Origin of the sequence: Pseudochrobactrum sp. sp1633 (genome assembly GCF_030376605.1) — a bacterium.
In the GTDB taxonomy this organism is placed as follows: domain Bacteria; phylum Pseudomonadota; class Alphaproteobacteria; order Rhizobiales; family Rhizobiaceae; genus Pseudochrobactrum.
On record NZ_JARRAE010000006.1, the window covers coordinates 1 to 21,458 of the forward strand.

The window sequence follows — 21,458 nt, forward strand, 5'->3', positions numbered from 1 at the left end:
TTTTTTTATTTTTATTGGCTTTTGTGAATTATCCCAATCCGTATAATCCATAATTAGTGTTTCAAATTCACTATTATCTTCATTTAATATTCTACTTTGGATGCATATCGCGGGAGCCATTTGGTAAATGTTTTTTTCTTTTTTTGCCATATAGGCCCTACCAAATAAAAATTCATCAGTAATACAAGGAATAGGCATAGACTTATTTATGAGCTCTTTGGCATATTCCTTAGAAATAATATAACCTGCAGAACCATAATGCACAGATACTAGCTGATGAAGAGTATAGCCCTTTTGCAGCTGATGTTTTTTGCGGGACTGAACGACTGAATGATTCAAGGTCTCAATTTTTATGCATTTCGCCCCATGAATTATCCAATTTTCATCGTTTAAAAATACTTCAGCATTTTTTGATAAATAAACATCATCCTCAAATATCGCAGTGTATTCATCATCCGAATTAGCGGCAATTTCCCAGCATTTTCTATGGCTTAAAAAACATGCTATTTCACCAGCCGTCATATCCCTGTAGGAATTATCTTGGCATTTCAATGGAAACAAATCGGCTTCATCAACGGCTTTAGCATCACAGCCTACAACTCTTTTAAACTTTCTGTCCAATCCCGCGAACTGATCATTCATGTGTCTCATTCTGTCTAAAGAACGATCAAGATTAATTACTAAGCACTGCATATTTGCATAACCTTTTACATTACCGAATTTTGCTGGCGGACACTCTCCACATTTTATCTATTCGATACGGAGTAAAATCAAACCTATCTTTAAGTTGATCAATTAACAGATCGGTACGTGTGACTTAAACAAGATATTTCCAAGAATTCAGTGTTTTGTCTCTCTGTTGCCATCAAAAAATTTAACCGATCGCTACGGGTCCTGATCCGGTATGATAATGAAAACACAAATAGGGCCAGAGATCCAAGCCAGCCATACGCGCATCTTAACGCAGGAATGTGGGTCGTGAGGAATGATGTTACTTCATTTCCTGAATAAGCTTTGGGGTGAGATTAATAACGACTGAAATCAAATATTTTAATATAGTTGGTACTTGTGTTGACCTTGGCGATTATTGTCGTCACAAACTATGAGGTCGGCTTGTAATTTACTCGGACTTAATTGTTTTGCCCCCACAATGATGAGATGTGAAACAACGTCCAAAAGTTCAGAAGTGTAAAGCATGCGGATTTTGTGAAGAAACTACCAATGTTTCCGAAATCACGCAAAACCCAACTAGGAACTTCAGCCTTTTCCGCTATCATAATTGTTGTCTTTACACTCACGTTCTTGGTGATTGTCTTAATGTTTCAATAAAATCGCATTTGGTGGGATTAACATCAGCACATATATGCCAACAATTGAGGGGGCGAAACGTTGGATCAAACGACTGAGACTGTACGCAGCAGAAGCTCATTTTTCCGCACTCTCACCCTTACGCTCCCGCTTGTCGGATTGACCGGCTGCATACCGCAGCATGTAAGGGATCTTGAATGGTGCCGAAACCTCGAAACTGCCAAGCCCCTCATTGATGAGCGCGGGCAAGCTAATCTTAATATAGCAATGACTAAAAACAAATGCGCCGACAAGCTTCTGGAAGCGAAAAAAGCTGCTGAAGAAGCAGCAAAAAAAGCCGAAGAATTAAAAGCCGCAAAGTCCAAGCCTTCTGCATCGAAACAGACAATAAAAAAGCCCGACAGAGGGTAACTGTCGTGGCCAATCAATACGAACGCAGTTCAATTTTCCGGGGCAAATAATGTATGAGACTGGGTTTATCGCTTTATTGTTTATGAGTTTAATCGCCATAGTTGCAAATTATAAACTCCGTCATCTGCATAGGCTTCCTATGCAATGGAGCCTGTCAGGCAAAGTTAACTGGACAGCTCCCAGAGTTATTGCCCTTGCTTCCTTTCCCGCCATTTTCGCTGTCATAGGCTCTGCGCTTATCCTTAGCAGTGCTCCTGAGCAGGAACAGTCAACAACCCGATCCCTTATCTTTCTCGGCATCGCAATGATTGGGTTGCAAATATTGCATCTGAAGCTCGTCAATAAAAAAGGCAACATTTAAGCTGCCTCTCAAATCATCAAAATATACAAAACACTATATAATCTGCTTATTCGGCAAACCGGTTAGTGCGCCCTCGCACATGTTTTATTGCTTCAAATTGGTGCCCGCTCAAAACGGAAAATTGCACGACCAATGAAATTATACTTTTCCTTGGTTATTTTACCCGTTTCCATTGATGCGCGCATATGTGATATTTCAGTTTCAATGTTTGCAGACAGGAAATAAATATGAAAACGATTACATATGCCCTGAGCATGATCTTGATTGCAGCCGTTGTAACCGGTTGCGCTAATCGCTCCTGTAGCGACTGGCCAGGCACATGCATTATTCAGTGATTTAAAGCTTAACTGACCTGCTCGGCCTCTTACACTGTATCAGTATATACCGCCCTCAGACGGGCATGGTGAATATCACATCATATACAGGTCAAAAAATAGCCGCCCATAAGGGCGGCTATCAAATCCAGTACAAGCATTCAGCTTTTAGAACTTGTAGTTCACACCAACACGAACAGTGTGGAACTGAGATTTAGCTTCGCCGATACGAATGCTGCGACCATCGAAATCAGCATCGAGCTTCAACTTACCAAGGTCAGTGTACAGATATTCTGTTTTAAGCGTCACGTTGTTTGTGATTGCATATTCTGCACCGGCACCAACAGTGTAACCAACTTTAGTGTCCGACTGTGAAGAGTAGCCACCAAAAACATCGGCATAGGTTTTCACCTTACCATAGGCCACACCACCGGTTGCATAAACCATGAAGCGATCAACTGGTGTATAACCAAGGCGCAAACGGGTTGTACCGAACCAGCTCACCTTCGTTCCCAGACTAATACCGGTCATGGAATCGCTTACCGAGAAATCCGACTTCAAGCTTGAACCCTGAAAATCAGTTTCGATACCAACGATTGCCTGATCAAACTGCCAGTTATAACCAGCCTGAACACCGCCAATAAAACCGCTGGCATTGCCGCGAAGCGACAGATCGGTGAACACATCTTCATAAAAATCAGTTTTAAATTTACCACCGGCATAACCGGCATTCAGACCGATATAACCACCGGTCCAGGAGAAGGTGTCGACGACTGCCGGAGCAGGCTCGTTATACACAACAGCGTCTGCAGCAAATGCAGTGCCGGCGGTCATAACCAATGCTGTAGCTAAAAGAATGCTTTTCATGATATTCCCCACCTATAAAATAATAATTTTTTATACAATTAAAATACCTTTTTAGAATATAACAAAAAAGCAACACGGAAAACTAATCGTACTTTAACAGTATCCGCACAATCCGGGCACTGTGCGCACTTATCCACCTCCAGCGCATCCTGCTGACGGAAAGTTGCTCACCGCACTCTGAATGGGACTCCTAAAATAAAAACCCGCGATCATGCTCTGGCACAAGCGCGGGTTTTATTGATTTGGGTCGCGGCTTTGAGATTTTAGCCTTTGGACATATTCAACGGCGGTTCCACACCTTCGCTCAACGGACTGATATAAGGTGTGCGGGCTGTCTGCGCCGCCAGTGCTGCCTTGGCATCTGCCATCAGCACCGGATCACTCAGCACAGCAAGACCGGTTGCGGCCATTGCTTTTGCCACATGCACCATAGCTTTATGTGCCGCTGGTGATTTACCCTGCGCCACCACCTGCCATGTGTGGAAAGGTGTACCGATTGCCACTGTCGGCCCATGAACCTGTACTGTCGGCACCACCCAGCTGACATCACCTATATCCGTCGAGCCGATCTGCGTTTTATGTGGCTGATCAAGCGGCACCAGAAACTCTGCCAGCGGTGCATCTGTCTCCGGCATACCAATCACATTATAAACGGACGAAATTTCTTCCGGCGAAAGCGTTGCGCGGATTTTGCGGGCATAGTCACGATCCTGATCGTCAAACTTCGGTGCGCCCAGCTCCTGCATGGTGCGATACAGCGTCTGTTCAAGCGGCTTATTGCCCAGCGTATTAGAAACCGCACTGACGATCTTCATCTCCATGCGGGTTTCGGTCATCATCGCCGCGCCCTGCGCAATCTTATTCACGCGGTTCACCAGCGACAACATGGTCTGCAAATCCATCGCACGGATGGAGTAACGCACCCGCGCATGAGCCTGCACCACATTCGGTGCAATACCACCGGCATCCAGCAAGGCATAATGAATACGCGCGTCAGACGGCATATGTTCACGCATGTAATTGACGCCGACATTCATCAGTTCAACCGCATCAAGCGCACTGCGTCCGAGATGCGGCGCAGCAGCTGCATGAGAAGCACGTCCGGTAAAGATAAAGTCTGCACGGGTATTGGCCAGCGACAAAGCCGGAGCCACTTCCCAGAAACTGTAAGGATGCCAGGAGATTGCAACATCTGCATCGTCAAAAGCACCGGCACGCACCATGAAAGCCTTGGCCGCACCGCCTTCTTCCGCAGGACAACCGTAATAGCGCGCACGTCCCGGAATTTTATTCTCAGCGAGATAGTTTTTGAGGGCAACGGCCGCAAGCAATGCACCCGCACCCAACAGATTATGGCCGCAACCATGACCATGCCCCCCCGCTTCGATCGGTTTATGCTCAGAAGCACCGGCTTCCTGACTGAGACCCGGAAGGGCATCATATTCGCCCATAAAAGCGATAACCGGCCCGCCTTCACCGGCTTCACCAATCACAGAAGTCGGAATACCGGCAATGCCTTCGGTCACGCGGAAACCATGATGCAGCAACTCGGCTTTATGTTCAGCCATCGAACGCTCTTCGGTATAGCAAACCTCAGGCATTCCCCAAACGCGGTCGCTCATTTCGATGAGGCGCTGCTTTTCGTCCTCAACCTTCTGCCACAAGTCCTGACGGTCATTCATGCTCATTGGATCATTCCTGCATATTGCAAATTTTAGAGATTGGTTGCTTCTTCAAAGACCAGTTCGGATGCCGGCGGGATACGCCCCTCAAACCAGTAAGCCGCAGCGGCACGCGACATAGCCGCACCGTCATGACCAACTCCGGCTACATCAATCAGCTTCCAGTTGAACGGCATGCCTAAGCGCTGCGCCTGTTTCTGCGCAAAATCATGAACAAAATATGCCCGTTTATAGCGGGAAGGTCCCTGCGCAAATGCTTCCGGCTGATCCGGCAAATTCGGGTCAGCTTCATCAATATCCTGATCACCGGCAAAAATATGCATCGGATAGGCAAACCAGCGGGCAAGCTGCGCCTCATCCAGACCGATGCCACCCATACCTTCCGGAAATTTGCGGGTCAGATCAGGTAATGTGTACCAGCCCGGATTGGCCGCAACAACATCAGAGAAAATACCGTGATCCTGCGTGGCAAGCAGACGATGCGAGAACTGACCGCCAGCCGAATGGCCGTATAAACGCGCCTGTTTCTGCGTGGTCACACCACCGGCCTGAAGGGCTGCAAGAACACGCGCAGGCACACCATAGAGCCAATCCTGCTTTTCACGCACAAGCCCCGCACTTTCATCAAGGATCAGCCCGTTATTATAGCTTTCCGCCATCGGGAACTGAGCATCAGGGAATGTCGGCGCAACAATCAGCAAGTGGTGTTTTTCAGCCGCCGGAATCCAGAAATCACGATATTCATCGCCATTACGCAGCATACCATGCTGCACGATGATTATCGGATCTTCAGGACGGTAGTTTTCAGGGCGATAGAAATTTACTTCCAGCGGTCTGTCCGGATGATACTGATCAACAAACGGCAGCGTACTGCGTCCGATTTCTGGACGAAGAATGGTGGTAGTCATTATGTCTCCGGATTATGCAAATGACAGGCAGCGCTTTGGTCTGCAGTCACACTTTCAAGTTCGGGGCGGCGCTCGCGGCATACCGGCATGGCATGAGCGCAGCGCGGATGAAACGGGCAGCCGGAAGGCGGATTAAGCGGTGACGGCAGATCACCTGTCAGCGGCTGAAAATCGCGTTTGCGACGGCTGATCGACGGGCTGGCATTAATCAATGCCGCGCTATAGGGATGCGCAGGCTTATTGAAAATTGCAGATGCGGAACCAATCTCAACAATGCGCCCGAGATACATGATCGCAATCCGGTCACTGATATGGCGGACAACGCCAAGATCATGGCTGACAAACAGATAGGTCAGCCCGTAGCGGGCACGCAAATCCATAAACAGATTGATCACCTGCGCCTGAATAGACACATCAAGCGCTGACACCGGCTCATCACAAACCAGAAAATCAGGTTTTACCGACAAAGCACGAGCAATGCCGATACGCTGACGCTGACCACCGGAAAACTGGTGCGGATAGCGGTCACGATAGGCGAGATCAAGCCCGACCTCTTCCAGCGCCTGATTTACCGCACCGGCAATCTCAGCTTTCGGCATCAGGCGATGCACTTTCAGAGCCTCGCCAACAATCTGGTTCACCTTCATGCGCGGATCGAGTGAGGCATAAGGGTCTTGAAAAATCATCTGCACTTTCAGAAGAAAGTCGAGTTTTTCACGGCCTTTAAGCTTCTCAACGGCCTGCCCGTCATAAAGTACATTGCCTTCTGTCGGCTGATAAATCCCCGTTGCCATACGGGACAAAGTGGATTTACCGCAGCCGGATTCTCCCACCAGCCCCAGCACTTCACCCCGTTTGATGCTCAGGTCAACACCATCAACCGCCCTCAAGACGCGCGCCGGTGCAGCCTGTCCTGTCAGGCGCAGAATGCGATCAGCCATTGTGGATTTGGAGTGAAAATGCTTCTTCACTCCGCGCATTTCAAAAAATGCATCACTCATGGTCTTGCCTCCTGAGCAAATGCCTCACGGACAGGCAACGATACCGGATTGTGACAACGGAAAACGCGCCCATCGATCAACTGTGGCTCGGGATAAATGTCAGCACAAACCGATTTGACGCGCTCACAGCGGGTGCGGAACGGACAGCCGCTTGGCCGGTCATCAATGCGCGGTGCGTTACCGTCGATCTGGTGCAGCCGTTCGCCCGGTTTCACCATGCCGGAAGACGAGTTCAGCAGACCTTGCGTATAAGGATGCAGCGGCCTGTCCAGCACATCATCAACCGCACCGGTTTCAACAATCTGGCCTGCATACATCACCGCCACACGGTCAGCGAGTTCGGCCACAACGGCAAGATCATGGGTGATCCACAGCACGGCCGTACCGGTGTCCCGTGCCAGTTGCTGCACTTCATAGAGGATCTGGCTTTGAATAGTCACATCCAGAGCCGTAGTCGGCTCATCAGCGATAATCAGGTCGGGATTGTTGAGCAATGCGGTGGCAATCGCCACGCGCTGGCGCATACCGCCGGAGAACTCATGCGGATATTGCTTTAGCCGCACTTCCGGCGAGGAAATGCCAACACGCCCCAGCGCATCCGCCGCCTCTTTTATCGCCTGCGCTTTACCACAGGAACGATGCTCCAGAATGGCCTCACACATTTGCTCACCAATGGTCAGCACCGAATTGAGCGTGGAAAGCGGATCCTGAAAAATCATCGCAATGCGGTCGCCGCGTAAATTACGCAGACGTTCATCGGATGCTTCACGCAGATTTTCGCCATTGAACAGGATTTCGCCTTCAACAATTTCCCCCGGCGGATCAATCAGTTGCACCAGTGAGAAACCGGTGACAGATTTGCCGGAGCCAGACTCCCCGACAAGGCACAGCACTTCACCGCGGGCAATGCTCAGATCAATTCCGTCCACCGCAGACCATGCGCCGCCCAGCAGATGAAAAACAGTTCTCAGTCCTTTGACTTCAAGCAAAGCTGTCATCACGCGCCCCTCACGTTAAAGCTGCGACGCAGGCGGTCACCGACAAAATTGAGCGAGATAATCAGCAGAACCAGTGCAATCCCCGGAAAAACGGCAATCCAGTATTCGCCCGACAACAGATAATCAAATCCATTGGCAATCAGCAGACCGAGCGACGGCTGCGTAACCGGCACACCAACACCAAGAAACGACAATGTGGCTTCCAGCGTGATAGCACTGGCAATGCTGATGGTGGAAATCACCAGTACCGAGCCGATGGAGTTCGGCAGCAAATGCCGGAGCATAATATAATGGGTCGGCAAACCGAAATTGACAGCCGCTTCGATATATTCCTTACGGCGTTCAACCAGCGCGGAGGCACGCATCAAACGGGCATATTGCGCCCATTGCACCAGAATAATCGCGAGGATCACTTTATCGACGCCGCGTCCGACAGAGGCCAGCAGCACCAGCGCCACCAGCATCGACGGAAAGCCGAGCATAAAATCCACCACGCGCATGATGATTGCATCGGCAACACCACCGAGCTGTGCGGCCAGCAATCCGGCACTCACACCGATGGTCATGGCACCAAGTGTCGACAGCAGACCGACCAGCAGACTGGTACGCAAACCATAGAGGATGGCGCTGACCATATCGCGGCCTTGAGCATCTGTGCCCAACCAATAGACGGAACCCATCATACTTGTTGAGCCCGGTGCAAGGCGGTTATCCATCACACTCAAAGAGGCCAGATCATAAGGGTCTTGCGGGGCAATAAAAGGCGCCAGCACCGCCAGCAGAACCAGCAGCCCGAGCAGGATACCCGCACCGCGTGTTGTCGGTTTGTTGCGGATGCTGCGCAATATTTTCTGGCGCAGCGGCGTATTGGCATAATCCGGAATAATCGGCTTATTCATACCATATCTCCGGACAGTTTGACCCGCGGATCGAGAACCGCATAGAGCACGTCGACCATGAAATTCACGGCGACAAACAGCAGTGTCGCCAGCAGCACATAGGCAACCACCACAGGGCGGTCGAGCTGGTAGATACTGTCGATCAGCAGCTTACCCATACCGGGCCACGAGAACACAGTTTCGGTAATGGTAGAGAAGGCAACAAGACTGCCGAACTCTATGCCGACAACAGTCACAACCGGTATCAGAATATTGCGCAGCACATGGCGGTTGACGATGCGCGTGCGGCGCACGCCTTTGGCGCGGGCGAATTTCACATAATCCTGTGTCATCGCTTCCGTGGTGCCCGCGGCCACAAGACGGATCATCAGCGCCATATTCGGAATAGCCAGATTAAGCGCAGGCAGGATCAGATGGCGCAGACCATTAGTCGTAAACAGGCTGGTCTGAATACCCAGCACTGAGACCGTTTCGCCCCGCCCTGCTGTTGGCAGCCAGCCAAGTGCCACGCTGAACAGCAGCACCAGCATCATGCCCTTCCAGAAACTCGGCAGTGAAAAGCCGATGACTGTTCCCGCCATAATGAAACGTGACGGACGGCTGTCCGGATTGAGCCCAGCCAGAAGCCCCAGCGGAATACCGACAACGGCTGCCACTGTCATCGACAGCAAAACCAGTTCAAATGTTGCAGGCAGACGGGCAAGAATAAGCGAAACCACCGGCACACCGTGAACGAAAGATGTGCCGAGGTCGCCTTTCAGGGCATTGCCCAGAAATGTGAAATATTGCTGCCATACCGGCAGATCGAGCCCCAGCCGTTTGATCAATGCCAGCCGCTCGGCAGCGCTGACCTGCGGGGGAACAAGAAGTTCAATCGGATCACCAATGCCATATACGGCAAAGAAAACAGCGACCGACACGGCAAGCAGCACCAAGGCGCTCTGGATAAGTCGCTGCAAAATATAAGCTGTCATGACATGCTTCTCAGATTATCTGGGGCTGAAATATTTCACAGTCAGGCAAGAGCAAGTCTGACTGTGATGATGCGCCCACGAAAGACTCCAGAGCGGGTGACGGTGAGATAAACCACGCCACACGCTCCGGTCTTAACCCTCAGTTACTTGACCGGCTTGGCAGACATAGCCATCGTGAACTGATCTGAGCGGCCGGTATAAGTGACATTGGCCTTATAAGCCCAGACACCCGCTTCAAAATGGAGCGGGATGAAAGCATAATCTTTCATCACTTCAGTCTGCGCCTGCTGCAGCAATTCAGAGCGCTTATTGTCGTCCATAGTTGCCACTGCTTCATAAATCAGCTTGTCATAAGCAGGGTTGGAATAGCCGCCATAATTGGAGCCGCCCAATGTACCTTCTTCATTTGGCTTTGCCGGCCACTGACGCAGGAAGGATGAAGCCTCGCCGCTGGTGGAACCCCAGCCGCCGATTGCCACACTCAGCTCTTTCTTGGAGCGCCGCGGGAAATAGATGGCGCGGGTCATCGCATCCACATCCGATTTAATACCGACCTGTGTCAGATATTGCGCCACGGCCTGCGTGATCTGGCTGTCATTGATATAGCGGTCATTGGTCGTGGAAAGGGTCAGCTGGAAACCATCCGGATAACCGGCCTCAGCCAGAAGCTTCTTGGCAGCAGCCGGATCATAGCGCAGCTCAGGCGGATTAGGCAGTGTGCCGAACATGCCGGTTGGCAGGAACTGATAGGCAGGCTGTGCTGCGCCGTCCATCAGACGGGCAACAATCGCATTACGGTCAATCGCCAGCGACATGGCTTCACGCACACGCACATCTTTCAGCGGATTTTTGCCGTCAGCAGCCTTCACATAAGGGCTTTCATCACGGGCAACGTCGAGCTGATAATAGATCACACGCGTTGAAGGAGTAATAACATAACCGAAACGCTTATCATCCTTGATGCGGGACAGATCGCGCGCAGCCGGATTTTCAATCACATCATAATCACCGGCGAGAAGACCGGCGAGACGCGGGCCAGCATTCGGAACCGGCAGAAAGCGCACGCTTTCCCAAGGCTCAGCATCGCCCCAATATTTGTCATTACGGTCGAGATCAATGGCTGAACCACGCACATAGCTTTTCAGCTTGTAAGGGCCTGTACCGATTGCCAGCTTGCCATCATTGAAATCACCAACCACAGGCCATGCACCGGTCACGCCGCAATTCTGTTCAGGTGCAAAGCTGATCTTGTCATGTTTGATGATGGATGAACTCAGAATGCCCACGGTTCCGATAAATGTCGGCAGCAGTGGTTCCGGCGCTTTAGTTTTGATCACAAGTGTCTGGGCATCCGGTGCTTCAACGCTTTCAAAATTCGCGGTGATATCGGCAAAAGAACCGGCAATTGCTGTTTCATTTTTCAATGTGCGGCAGAATGTGAAAACCACATCATCCGCAGAAAAAGGCGAACCATCGGAGAAAGTCACGCCTTCACGCAGTTTGAAAGTCCAGGTATTCTTGCCGTCATTTTCCCATGAGGTTGCCAGCGCCGGATGCAGCTTCTGCTGTTCATCCTGACGGGTCAAACCTTCAAAAATATGTGCAGCTAATGCATTATTCGGTGTAAGGTCGTGATAATGCGGGTCGATTGCAGTCGGCTCTGAACCAAGAGCAATACGCAGCGTATCCGCAGATGCTGCACTGCTCAAAAGAGCAGAACTCAGCAGAGTTGTTCCCAGCAGACTCGCCACGAGCATTTTCTTATACATAAAAGTCTCCGTTCCCCAACGAATGTCGTTTTTGACAAGATTGTTTTTATTTTGACGTAGTTATTTTCAAAATAAGAGTATATGAAAATTTTATGCCGTCAACACCGGAAACTTACATGTCGCAAACTTTGAATCCCAAATCCGATTTTGCCAACCGCATGTCTGCGGCATATCCTTCATTCAGCAAATCCTATCGCCGGATTGCCGATTTCGTATTGGCAAGACCGCTGGATGTTGTTGCAATGTCGATTGAAGGACTGGCGCAATCCAGCGGCAGTTCAACTGCCACGATCACCCGTTTTGTACGCGCAGCAGGCTATAGCGGCTACGGGGAATTCCGTGAGAAAATCGTCACGGACTTTCAGTTTGAAACCTCTGAAAACAGCAAAACTGGCACGGAAAATGCCGATAACGGTCAGCAGAAACCGTTTTTACACACGGCTCTCGCAGACAGTTCTGACAATATCCGCGATACGATTGCCAACATTGACGCAGCCGCATCGGAAGCCTTTATTGAAGCGCTGATCAATGCCAGACGCATCATCATTCTCGGCACCGGTGCCAGCCATTATGCGGCAACTCTGCTGGAAGAAGGACTGGCACTTTACACAGAGAAAAACGTTACCAATGTTCTCTCCAGAGGTGCGTCTCAATACGCGAATAATTTTATACGCTCTGTTGATGAAGGCGATGTGGTGATTGCTATTTCCATGCCGCGCTACTCTAACAACACTGTGCAGCTGTCCAAAGCGGCTAAGCAAAAAGGCGCCGTGATTCTCGCAATTACCGACAGCCCTGTATCACCGCTCGTTCCTGTTGCAGATGTCATTTTCTTCGCACCGGCACGCAACCGCCTGCTGCCGAATTCTCCGGCAGCAATCTTTGCACTGGCCGATGCCATTGTGACAGCCGTCGCTGCACGCCGTCCGGATATTGTGGCATCCACAATCGGCAGTCCGCCGGAAGATCTGTTTTTATAAATAAAACAATATCATCCGGCAGTTTACTGAATCAAAATCAGATCTTTACCCGTTCAGACTTCGGATCATAAGGGCTGCGCAAATGCATATGCGCCCGATAGCGCTGACCGGCAACGTCAACCTCGAAATCCCCCTGCTCCAGCCAGTCCTTGGTGATGCCACCCGCATCGCTGACCAGACCAAGAGCAACCGCACAGCCCAGTGTATGACCATGCGCAGCAGAGCGGACTTCACCAGCAGGCACGCCATTGCGCAGGATCAGTTCGCCACCCCACAAAACGGCGTCCCCATCCTCAAGCGTTAATTGTACAATACGGCGTGTGGCAGACTTCGCCTTCGCCTTGACCAAGGCATCGCGTCCGATAAAGCCGCCTGTCTTATCCATTGCCACGGTAAAACCAAGACCGGCCTCATAAGGTGTAATATCCGGCGTCAGTTCGCGGCTCCATGCACGGTAGCCTTTTTCAAGACGCAGGGCTTCAAGTGCATAATATCCTGCATCTCGCAGGCCGAACTCCTGCCCCGCTTGATGCAGAGCCTCATAAACGCCGACTGCAAATTCAACAGGGACAATCAGCTCCCAGCCAAGCTCGCCCACATAGGTCATACGGTTGGCAAAAGCGGTTGCATAGCCCACACCGATTTCACGCACCTGACCAAAAGGAAATGCTGCATTGCTGAAATCCGCATCGCTCAGCTTTTGCAATACGTTGCGAGATTGCGGCCCCATCAGTGCCAGCACCGCATAGGCAGAGGAAACATCCGTAACAGTTACATGATCGCCAGCAGCAATATGCCGGTTGATCCAGTCTGCATCATGCACCGCCTGCGCTGATCCGGTAATGATCAGAAACTTATCCTGTCCAAGACGCAGCACTGTCAGATCAGTCTCGTAACCGCCTCGCTCATTGAGCATACCGGTATAAACTGATGTACCAACGGCCACATCAATCTCCGCCACACAAAGATGGTTCAAAACCCGACAGGCATCACGCCCCTGCACAAGCAGCTTGGCGAAAGAACTCTGGTCAAAAAGAGCCACCCGTTCACGCACGGCCTGTATTTCGCGCCCGACATTATCATGCCAGTTTTGCCGCCCGAAACTATAGATCGTCTCTGGTTTCTGCCCCTTATCCGCGAACCAGTTTGCACGCTCCCAGCCCATTTTAGAGCCAAAGCAAGCCCCTTTTGCCTCCAGCAAATGATAAAGCGGCGAACGGCGGAACGGCCGTGCCGTATCAAGCTCTCTGTTCGGCCAGGGCATGGCATAATGCAGACCCAGCGTTTCTTTAACGCGGTCATGTAACCAGCGCTGATTATTATTAAAACCGGCAAAGCGGCGGATATCCACCGGCCATAAATCCATTGTCGGTGCACCGTTGATAATCCACTCAGCCAGCGCGCGTCCTGCACCGCCCGCACTGGCGATGCCCATAGAGTTAAAGCCCGCACCGACAAAGAAATTCTTCAGTTCAGGTGCTTCACCGAGTATAAAATTATTATCAGGAGTGAAGCTCTCCGGCCCGTTATAAAACTTCTTTACCTCGGCTTCTGCCAGTTGCGGCACGCGGATCAGAGCATTTTCCATCAATGGCTCAAACTGATCCCAGTCATCTTCGAGCAAAGCAAATTCAAACTTGTCGGGAATGCCCTGCATACCCCACGGCTTGGCCTGCGGTTCAAAACCGCCCATTACCAGACCGCCAACCTCTTCTTTGAAATAAATATAACCGTCCGGATCACGCATCACCGGCAAATCCGGATGCACGCCCTCAATTTTTCCTGTCACGATATACATATGCTCGGCAGAATGCAGCGGCACCGTTACGCCGCACATCTGCCCGACCTTGCGCGCCCACTGCCCCGCGCAATTGACCACGATTTCCGCAGCAATATTGCCATGGTCAGTTTCAACACCACATGCCTCACCATTTTTCACGGTAATACCGGTCACCTGAACACGTTCCAGTATTTTTGCGCCCCGCATCCGCGCACCGCGCGCCAGAGATTGCGTCAGATCACTGGGGTTTGCTTTGCCATCGTCCGGCAACCAAACGGCACCTTGCAGATCATCAATTGCCATAACCGGCCAGAGATCACCGGCCTCGTATGCTGAGATTACCTCAACATTCACACCCTGCGCGCGGGCGGAAGCGGCAGTGCGTTGCAGAACAGTCATACGGTCTTTCGTACGGGCAACGGAAAGAGAGCCGCATCTCTTCCATCCGGTCGCCAGACCGGTCTCCGCTTCAAGTTCACTGTAAAGCTGTGTGGAATAGCGGATAAGGCCGGTCATATTGGCATGACTGCGCAATTGCCCGACCAGCCCTGCCGCATGCCAAGTGGTGCCGCAGCTCAGACTGCCCTGCTCCAGTAACACAACATCCGTCCAGCCTGCCTTGGTCAGGTGATAAGCCACAGAACAGCCGATAATCCCCCCGCCAATAATCACCACCCGCGCCTGAGTTGGAAAGCTGTCTGCTTTTTCTTTGTTGTCTGCCTGTGACTGCACCATGATCTCACTCCCTCCGGTTGAGATCACTATAAAAACAAAACCATAAAAAACAACATTAAATGCAACAAAATATCACATTTTAAATAATATGAAGCCGCAAGCCCTTTTCGAGCAGTGTCTGGCTAAGCAGCGCATCAGGTTTGAAATCAGTGACAATGCCGGTAGCCTGCTCAAAATGCGCAACACGTAAAGGTGTCATGCGGCCAAATTTTTCGGCACTGGCAAGAAACCATGCTTCATCAGCACTTTCAGCCATGCGCGAGCGCAATTCAGCACCATTACGCGTGAAATCAGTAATCTCGCCTTGAGGGGAAATGCCACCGGTACCGAGAAACGCCATATCAAAGCGAAAACGCTCAAGAGCCTGCAATACATCAATACCGCTGCATGCCTCTTCAACGGGATCAATCTCACCGCCTAGCATATGTACCTTAATACCCGGCACATGACACAAATGAAGCGCAATCATCAGGCTTGCAGTACAAATCGTCAGGTTTTCCGGTACTTTATTCTGCTTTGCCAATGCCTGCGCCAAAGCCAGCATCGTGGTGCCTGTATCCAGAAACACCACCATGTCCGGCCGGATCAGCTCAGCCGCAGCCTTACCGATCGCAGCTTTTCCCGTGGTGTTTTCCTGACTGCGCAAGCCAAAGGCCGGTTCATGAAGCTGTAGTTTCGTTGCTCCGCCATGCACAAGTGCAAGCTGCCCGCGTTGCGCCAGCAGCTTGAGATCACGGCGGATTGTCTCTCTCGACACATCAAAAAACGCAGCAATCTCGCTGATGCCTGCAACGCCGTCTTCCGTCAGCCTGCGCAAAATTTCATCATGCCGTTGTGATGCCAGAATACGCTGGGCAGATTGCGAAGCATTATCCGTCACAGATCAACTCCTGACCATCTCAAATGTTGCATTTTGTGAGATTTAGCAGGAAAGCATCACATAGCGCAACATATTCTAAATCCGCAGATAGCCTTCAGCAACTTTAACAGCACTTCCGCCGATACGCGCACCAGTGAGTTTTTTACCGGCCACATCCAGCTCCAGCCGGATACGTGACGGCCTGCCCATCTGTATACCCTGCTCAATCCACAATTGAGTCAGGCCATCTACAGGCTGGTCAAACTCGTGAATTGCACCGGCAAAAGCGGCAACCGCAGAGCCCGTGGCCGGATCTTCATAAACATGCTTGCCGGATGTGAACATACGCGCATGATAATTACTCTCATAGAGCCGTGTTTCACGGGTATAGATATAAAACGGCACGGCACGACCATCGACCGCCAGCATATGATCTTCAACAAAAACCGGATCGACCACAACCTTAGCCGCCGCAATCATATTTTTCACCGGCACGAGAACATAGGGCTTACCGCCACTCCACACGGAGGGCACATGGTTTTCAAACCCGATTTCATGCGTATTCAACCGCAGAGCTGCAGCCGCCTGTTCCTTCTCAACGGTGATATTCACCCGTTCCGGCAAGCGTGGCAGATCGAATTCAGCAAAGGCAACAGGTTGCTGCCCGCCGGCATCTGCCGAGCCGTTACAATGCACGGCAATGCGCACCGGTCCGACCTTTTCTTCCAGCGTCATGATGAGGTCGGTTTGCGGTTTTTCGCCGTTGCAATTTTTATAGGCCAGCGCAATGGCAGTGCCCACTGTCGGATGACCGGCAAAATTCAGCTCATAATCTGGCGTAAAAATCCGGATTGATGCCGTATGCAAAGGGTTTACCGGTGGCTCAACAAACACTGTCTCCGAGAGGTTAAACTCCCGTGCAATGGCCAGCATGGTGGCATCATCAAGCCCCTCGGAATCATGAACAACTGCAAGCGGATTACCGGCTAGCGGTTTCTCAGTGAAAACATCGTAGATTTCGTAGAAACGCCCCTGCATAGTCTTGCCGTTCATAATCCCTGCCCTTCAAGATAATCCATGATTGCCCCCTGCCGCGCTTTTACTATCACGACTTTTGATTCAACACATTTGCATTGACCGCTAAAACATTCAAATGATTCATCAAGTGAATTTTATGTTTAACAATTTACAACTGCCCTCAATCAGCTGCAGGTACTATTGCGCAAAATACCAGTCAGTGAAAGCGTGGATATAAGCAGGGCTGCGCTCATCAAGCTCCCCACCCTGCACCACCATCAATATCCGCGACAATTCCGGTTGTATCTGGCTTGCAATATAATTTTCTGCCTGTGCCTGTAATTCATCCCCTGTCCGGTCAAAATGATAGCAGCGAAACAGTGCCAGACTACGCGCACTCATCACCACCACATAACCACCGGTATGGACAGCATCGTTCAGATCAATGCCGGTCTCTTCCAACACCTCTCGTCTGGCATTACCGGCAAAATCCACCTGCCCGCTGACAATATCCTGATCATCATTGGAACCGGCAGGAAAGTAAATCCTGCCGCCCACGGCATTATGAGCAGCCATCTGCCCCAGTAACAGCCGATTATCAGAAGACACGATCACGCCGCTGCCAAATATATGAAACGGCTTGTCTGCTCTTTCATCTTTTCGCCAGTAAAGAAGGCTGCGAAAGCTCGTGCGCTGGTAAGATGCACTCAGTACGCCATCCTGCAATCTGGCCTGCGGCGCCAGATAGATTTCACCATCATAGAGATTAGGGTTGGCTGCCACTTCCTGCTGCCAGTTTTCATCAATAGCCAACCTGTTGCGCTCAACATAATCAGGCACACCTTCGCAGACGCTGACATGCACCTCGCTGACAGGATAAATCTTATTCTGATCTCTGGTTTGCATTTCACACGGCTCCGCTGAGTTCGCCTGCCTTACAGCTCAAGTGTGACAGCAACAGGACAATGATCGCTCGCCTTTGGCCGGTCCCAGCCGATGCGCGGAAAACGCGGCACGTCCTGCCCTTCCGGAAACAATGTGCGGTAAGGCTGACCATTGCGGATAATTTGCGGTACAGCCTGCGGATTGCGCTTAGCCAGCGCAGGTGATGCCCAGATATAATCCAGCTGACACAGATGGCGCTCCTGCGGGCCGCGTGTGTGATACAATGTCCAGCGATCAAGCACCGGACGCCGCTCCACAAGATTGACCGCAAACCCGTCTTCCAAAAACACATTCAGGCAGTTTTCCGGTTCTTCCACCGGTGTAAAATTATGACCGTCCCACTGGTCACCGGTAATCGCAATTTTTTCATAATAATCATTGAGATCACCGCAGATCACCCATGAGGCATCAGCCGCATTTTCACGGCCGAACCTTTCTTCAATAATCATGCGAACGGCTTTTGCCTCGGCAACGCGCACCGGCAGCGTTGTCAGTTTCGGATCCTGCCCGTAACGCACACCGCCCATAGATTTGAAATGCGTTACAAACACCGTGAGCGGACGCCCGCCGATCCGCAGGTCAAGCATCAAGCAATCACGCTTGAAAACCCGCTCATGCGCTTCAATCCCCACGGATGCCAGAACCGGATCATAAATCCCTAAATCCTGATAAGTCAGATGGGCATTGCTCTCCAGCTTCACCAGTTCAATCGCATGGCCACTTTGCGTGGTATCACGCATCATCACACTGACATCAATGCCGCGACTGTCATTGCCGTCAATCAGGTATTTATGTTTGTAACCCTGCCCCACCATTTTGAATAAATAGCCATACTCGAAGGCATTCAGCGCAGTGAGATCATCAACCTCCTGCAAACAGAGAATATCCGCCCGCGTCTGCGCAATCGACAATGCGGAAAGCTGACGGGTATCATCCGTATGCGCGACCATACGCGCCTGCTCAAGCTGCCGGTACTGTGCTTCAGTATCAATCGCAAAGAGTTGCAGTGAGCGATCCTGTCGCAACTCGTTGCGGTAGCCGGTGAAATCAAACCGGCGCATCAGATTTTCAATATTAAATGTCGCCAGTGTAAATGAAACCGAACCTTCTGCCGGAGCACTGTTATTGACCGGTTCATGCTGCACGGAAATTGTTTCAGACATCACTTTACTCATTATGGTTTCATCCGCAGGCTGGCGTGTTTCAATGCAAGATCTTGCAGTAACCGGCAGAAATCAAAGGCAGAATTAGAGTGCTTCGTCGTTATTGGCTTCAGCCGGCACACCCGACAAGACAGAAACAGGAGAATCCGGAGCAGGCATTGCCGGTGCAGTTGAATGCTGCACGCTCCAACCTAACCACCGCATAGTGAATTGCAATCACTCATCGGGGTTGAAGCAAAATTACTGCAAAATATCATGCCCCCTTAAAATAGCGGCATTTCAGGATTATATTAACAAACAATTATATATATTCACGAACGGATATCGATATGTTCAGATCCATTCTGACAACCACAATGGCATTGCTGAGTGTCACGTTAGTTTCAGTAACAGCGGCCAGCGCAGGCGGCAATCAGATCAGCGGCGGCATTCCTTCGCTCCGCGGCGATGGCATACTGATCATTGGCGGCATTACCGGCGGCAGCCGCACAGATCCCGCCACCCGTAATTGCTACGGCTCAACGCGCTGCAAAGAAAGCGGCTCGTATTATACCGAAGAAGGCATTCTCAATTATAAGAACCGCGATCCGCTGGTTCAGCGCGGTGCATCAAAACGCATAGGCTCGGCAAAATCGGTCAATGCAGGCGATAATATTAATCACAGCCAATGGTGCAGCAACCAATATCAGTCCTATCGTGCTTCCGATAATACTTACCAGCCTTATGCCGGTGTACGGAAAGCCTGTAACTCACCGTTTTAATAAAAAATTCTCCCCTCAGAAAAACATCCGAGGGGAGAACCAATGTTTCAGCTAAAAAACGCAGCGCTTTTTAGTCCTTGCTTACTTCAATAATATAGTTGGCATCAGCCACCATATTGAAGTTTTTCACATTCTTTGCGGCAACGACTGTTTCAATCTGCTGATACAGCATTACAAACGGGCTGGTATCCTGAAAATCCTTCTGGATTTTGTGATACATCTGTTCACGCTTTGCTGTGTCTGTTTCTTTGGCAGCAGCCATTGTTTCTTTGGACATTTCAGGAATGTCCCAAGTGCTGCGCCATGCAGTCGTTTTCATTTCAACATCATCGCCATTGTTCGGATTATAGGCAAAGGTCGATGCATTGGTATGCGGATCCCAGTAGTCAGGCCCCCAGATGCCGAGTGAAAGCTCATGCTTACGCGCGCGCACTTTCGTGGTTGTCAGCTTGCCATCACCCTGCAACAGCTCAACTTTAATACCGGCTTTAGCAAAAGTCTGCTGAATGCTTTCGGCAATACCAACACCCGGCTGCGTATTACGCACATCGAGCGTGATGCTGAAACCATCTTTCAGACCGGCATCAGCCAGCAGCTGCTTGGCCTTTTCAACATCCAGTTTAAACGGCTTATCATCAACCGCGCCGAACATGCCCATCGGCAGGAAAGACTGGTGGATACGGCCAATGCCTTTGATCAGCGTGTTTTCAATCGCATCATAATCCACGAGATATTTCATTGCCTGACGCACTTCAGGTTTGGCAAGATTTGCCACGTTCTGATTGGCTGTCAGATAATAGGTGCGTCCCTTCGGGGCGCTCAAAACATTGAAATCGCTGTTTTTGGCGAATTCAGCAATATCACCCGGCTCAAGATTACGTGCGACGTCAATATCACCGGCCTGCAACAGCAGACGCTGAGACATGCTTTCTTTCACATGGCGATAAATAGCGCGCTCTACAGCCGGTTTTGTACCACTGTAATTTTCATTGCGATCCAGAAGAATAACTTCATTCGGACGCCATTCGCGCAAGGAATAAACGCCGGAGCCTGCATAGTTACGCTTCAGCCAGTCATAGCCGAAATCCGTGTCAAAAGGCTTGGCTTCAGTTTTTTCAACTTTAACCGCATGTTCTTCAACCAACTTGCTGTCAACGATGGAAGCCACACTGGAAGACAGTCCGTTGAGAACAAAGCTCGGCGCAAATGTTTCTTCCGTGGAGAACACGACCGTATAATCATCCGGTGCCGTGATCAGTTTTTCCACATTGTCTTTGTTCAGGCCAAACTGGCTGATAATGAATGCAGGGCTGAGATCAAGCTTGATAGCGCGATGCAGAGAATAAACCACATCCTTCGCGGTCAGCGGATTGCCGGAAGCAAATTTAAGCCCCTGCTTGACCTTAAAGGTAATGGTCTTGCCGTCTTCTGAAATTGTCCAGCTTTCCGCAACTTGCGGAATGATCTTGCCCGGATCTTTAGGATCTGTTGTCACCAGACGTTCATAGGTATTGGTCAGAATTTCAGACGTGGTGATCTCAAAAATTTCTGCCGGATCGAGAGAAATCACATCATCAATGGCCATAGCCATAATCAGCGTATTTGCCGGTGTTGCCGCCTGAGCATTCGCTGCCAGACCAAGCACAGATGCACAGGCCAGAGCCAGCGTGTATTTTTTAATTATAGTCATGAGTTTCCCCTCACTCTCCGCCTGAATCCTGTCGCT

The 21,458-nt window shown here is 50.6% G+C and carries 19 protein-coding genes; 4 read left to right on the top strand and 15 right to left on the bottom strand.

Annotation, left to right across the window (positions count from 1 at the left end; translation table 11 throughout):
- Nucleotides 1–693: glycosyltransferase family 25 protein (locus P8H26_RS08260; RefSeq protein ID WP_289632474.1), on the bottom strand; the 693-nt coding region annotated here is incomplete at its 3' end.
- Nucleotides 694–1,389: 696 nt separating this feature from the next.
- Between P8H26_RS08260 and P8H26_RS08265 the strand changes: the two genes are divergently transcribed.
- Together P8H26_RS08265 and P8H26_RS08270 are read left to right on the top strand one after the other, a co-directional pair.
- A complete protein-coding gene (locus P8H26_RS08265; protein ID WP_289632475.1) occupies nucleotides 1,390–1,719 on the top strand; it encodes a hypothetical protein in 330 nt (109 codons plus the stop codon).
- A gap of 49 nt (nucleotides 1,720–1,768) precedes the next feature.
- On the top strand, nucleotides 1,769–2,080 hold the full coding sequence (locus P8H26_RS08270) for a hypothetical protein (protein ID WP_289632476.1): 312 nt from the start codon (nucleotides 1,769–1,771) through the stop codon (nucleotides 2,078–2,080).
- 482 nt (nucleotides 2,081–2,562) lie between these two features.
- On the opposite strand, the gene P8H26_RS08275 is transcribed toward P8H26_RS08270, so the two are convergent.
- The 8 genes from P8H26_RS08275 to P8H26_RS08310 all read right to left on the bottom strand — a co-directional run bounded on the left by P8H26_RS08275 (nucleotide 2,563) and on the right by P8H26_RS08310 (nucleotide 11,492).
- Entirely contained in the window at nucleotides 2,563–3,261 is a 699-nt protein-coding gene (locus P8H26_RS08275; protein WP_289632477.1) for an outer membrane protein, read from the bottom strand.
- A 263-nt stretch (nucleotides 3,262–3,524) separates the two neighbouring features.
- Nucleotides 3,525–4,943: a M20 family metallopeptidase gene (locus P8H26_RS08280; RefSeq protein ID WP_289632674.1), complete on the bottom strand. Its 1,419-nt coding sequence runs from the start codon at nucleotides 4,941–4,943 to the stop codon at nucleotides 3,525–3,527.
- Nucleotides 4,944–4,975: 32 nt separating this feature from the next.
- Nucleotides 4,976–5,851 carry an alpha/beta hydrolase gene (locus P8H26_RS08285; protein ID WP_289632478.1) on the bottom strand — a complete coding sequence of 292 codons (876 nt, stop codon included), beginning with the start codon at nucleotides 5,849–5,851 and terminating at the stop codon, nucleotides 4,976–4,978.
- A complete protein-coding gene (locus P8H26_RS08290; protein WP_289632479.1) occupies nucleotides 5,851–6,852 on the bottom strand; it encodes an ABC transporter ATP-binding protein in 1,002 nt (333 codons plus the stop codon). Before P8H26_RS08290 ends, P8H26_RS08285 begins: the two co-directional genes overlap by 1 nt.
- A complete protein-coding gene (locus tag P8H26_RS08295; protein WP_289632480.1) occupies nucleotides 6,849–7,850 on the bottom strand; it encodes an ABC transporter ATP-binding protein in 1,002 nt (333 codons plus the stop codon). The genes P8H26_RS08290 and P8H26_RS08295 overlap by 4 nt, the downstream gene beginning before the upstream one ends.
- Nucleotides 7,850–8,749 (bottom strand): ABC transporter permease, encoded by a 900-nt coding sequence (locus tag P8H26_RS08300; protein WP_289632481.1) that lies wholly within the window; start codon nucleotides 8,747–8,749, stop codon nucleotides 7,850–7,852. The genes P8H26_RS08295 and P8H26_RS08300 overlap by 1 nt, the downstream gene beginning before the upstream one ends.
- Entirely contained in the window at nucleotides 8,746–9,723 is a 978-nt protein-coding gene (locus P8H26_RS08305) for an ABC transporter permease (RefSeq protein WP_289632482.1), read from the bottom strand. The genes P8H26_RS08300 and P8H26_RS08305 overlap by 4 nt, the downstream gene beginning before the upstream one ends.
- A gap of 143 nt (nucleotides 9,724–9,866) precedes the next feature.
- Nucleotides 9,867–11,492: an ABC transporter substrate-binding protein gene (locus P8H26_RS08310; RefSeq protein WP_289632483.1), complete on the bottom strand. Its 1,626-nt coding sequence runs from the start codon at nucleotides 11,490–11,492 to the stop codon at nucleotides 9,867–9,869.
- Nucleotides 11,493–11,608: 116 nt separating this feature from the next.
- Between P8H26_RS08310 and P8H26_RS08315 the strand changes: the two genes are divergently transcribed.
- A complete protein-coding gene (locus tag P8H26_RS08315; RefSeq protein WP_289632484.1) occupies nucleotides 11,609–12,472 on the top strand; it encodes a MurR/RpiR family transcriptional regulator in 864 nt (287 codons plus the stop codon).
- A 37-nt stretch (nucleotides 12,473–12,509) separates the two neighbouring features.
- Here the strand turns inward: P8H26_RS08315 and P8H26_RS08320 are convergent, their stop codons facing one another.
- The 5 genes from P8H26_RS08320 to P8H26_RS08340 all read right to left on the bottom strand — a co-directional run bounded on the left by P8H26_RS08320 (nucleotide 12,510) and on the right by P8H26_RS08340 (nucleotide 18,869).
- Complete coding sequence (locus tag P8H26_RS08320; RefSeq protein ID WP_289632485.1) at nucleotides 12,510–14,987, bottom strand: FAD-dependent oxidoreductase; 2,478 nt, start codon at nucleotides 14,985–14,987, stop codon at nucleotides 12,510–12,512.
- A gap of 79 nt (nucleotides 14,988–15,066) precedes the next feature.
- Nucleotides 15,067–15,867, bottom strand: a complete 801-nt coding sequence (locus P8H26_RS08325; protein WP_289632486.1) for a DeoR/GlpR family DNA-binding transcription regulator — start codon at nucleotides 15,865–15,867, stop codon at nucleotides 15,067–15,069.
- A 75-nt stretch (nucleotides 15,868–15,942) separates the two neighbouring features.
- Nucleotides 15,943–16,899: a PhzF family phenazine biosynthesis protein gene (locus P8H26_RS08330; RefSeq protein ID WP_289632487.1), complete on the bottom strand. Its 957-nt coding sequence runs from the start codon at nucleotides 16,897–16,899 to the stop codon at nucleotides 15,943–15,945.
- 162 nt (nucleotides 16,900–17,061) lie between these two features.
- Nucleotides 17,062–17,769, bottom strand: coding sequence for an NUDIX hydrolase (locus P8H26_RS08335; RefSeq protein ID WP_289632488.1), 708 nt, complete (start codon nucleotides 17,767–17,769; stop codon nucleotides 17,062–17,064).
- Nucleotides 17,770–17,798: 29 nt separating this feature from the next.
- Nucleotides 17,799–18,869, bottom strand: coding sequence for an endonuclease/exonuclease/phosphatase family protein (locus P8H26_RS08340; protein WP_289632675.1), 1,071 nt, complete (start codon nucleotides 18,867–18,869; stop codon nucleotides 17,799–17,801).
- Between the two features lie 431 nt (nucleotides 18,870–19,300).
- Here P8H26_RS08340 and P8H26_RS08345 point away from each other — a divergent pair, with 431 nt between their 5' ends.
- A complete protein-coding gene (locus P8H26_RS08345) occupies nucleotides 19,301–19,732 on the top strand; it encodes a BA14K family protein (protein WP_289632489.1) in 432 nt (143 codons plus the stop codon).
- Between the two features lie 70 nt (nucleotides 19,733–19,802).
- Here the strand turns inward: P8H26_RS08345 and P8H26_RS08350 are convergent, their stop codons facing one another.
- Nucleotides 19,803–21,422: an ABC transporter substrate-binding protein gene (locus P8H26_RS08350; RefSeq protein WP_289632490.1), complete on the bottom strand. Its 1,620-nt coding sequence runs from the start codon at nucleotides 21,420–21,422 to the stop codon at nucleotides 19,803–19,805.
- Between the last annotated feature and the right edge of the window lie 36 nt (nucleotides 21,423–21,458).

Excerpts from the sequence above, each read along its gene's own strand:
- P8H26_RS08350 (WP_289632490.1), bottom strand. The coding sequence starts at position 21,422 with ATGACTATAATTAAAAAATACACGCTGGCTCTGGCCTGTGCATCTGTG.
- P8H26_RS08280 (WP_289632674.1), bottom strand. The coding sequence starts at position 4,943 with ATGAATGACCGTCAGGACTTGTGGCAGAAGGTTGAGGACGAAAAGCAG.
- P8H26_RS08340 (WP_289632675.1), bottom strand. The coding sequence starts at position 18,869 with ATGCGCCGGTTTGATTTCACCGGCTACCGCAACGAGTTGCGACAGGAT.
- P8H26_RS08345 (WP_289632489.1), top strand. The coding sequence starts at position 19,301 with ATGTTCAGATCCATTCTGACAACCACAATGGCATTGCTGAGTGTCACG.
- P8H26_RS08270 (WP_289632476.1), top strand. The coding sequence starts at position 1,769 with ATGTATGAGACTGGGTTTATCGCTTTATTGTTTATGAGTTTAATCGCC.
- P8H26_RS08330 (WP_289632487.1), bottom strand. The coding sequence starts at position 16,899 with ATGAACGGCAAGACTATGCAGGGGCGTTTCTACGAAATCTACGATGTT.
- P8H26_RS08335 (WP_289632488.1), bottom strand. The coding sequence starts at position 17,769 with ATGCAAACCAGAGATCAGAATAAGATTTATCCTGTCAGCGAGGTGCAT.
- P8H26_RS08290 (WP_289632479.1), bottom strand. The coding sequence starts at position 6,852 with ATGAGTGATGCATTTTTTGAAATGCGCGGAGTGAAGAAGCATTTTCAC.
- P8H26_RS08315 (WP_289632484.1), top strand. The coding sequence starts at position 11,609 with ATGTCGCAAACTTTGAATCCCAAATCCGATTTTGCCAACCGCATGTCT.
- P8H26_RS08305 (WP_289632482.1), bottom strand. The coding sequence starts at position 9,723 with ATGACAGCTTATATTTTGCAGCGACTTATCCAGAGCGCCTTGGTGCTG.
- P8H26_RS08285 (WP_289632478.1), bottom strand. The coding sequence starts at position 5,851 with ATGACTACCACCATTCTTCGTCCAGAAATCGGACGCAGTACGCTGCCG.
- P8H26_RS08295 (WP_289632480.1), bottom strand. The coding sequence starts at position 7,850 with ATGACAGCTTTGCTTGAAGTCAAAGGACTGAGAACTGTTTTTCATCTG.
- P8H26_RS08310 (WP_289632483.1), bottom strand. The coding sequence starts at position 11,492 with ATGTATAAGAAAATGCTCGTGGCGAGTCTGCTGGGAACAACTCTGCTG.
- P8H26_RS08275 (WP_289632477.1), bottom strand. The coding sequence starts at position 3,261 with ATGAAAAGCATTCTTTTAGCTACAGCATTGGTTATGACCGCCGGCACT.
- P8H26_RS08320 (WP_289632485.1), bottom strand. The coding sequence starts at position 14,987 with ATGGTGCAGTCACAGGCAGACAACAAAGAAAAAGCAGACAGCTTTCCA.
- P8H26_RS08300 (WP_289632481.1), bottom strand. The coding sequence starts at position 8,749 with ATGAATAAGCCGATTATTCCGGATTATGCCAATACGCCGCTGCGCCAG.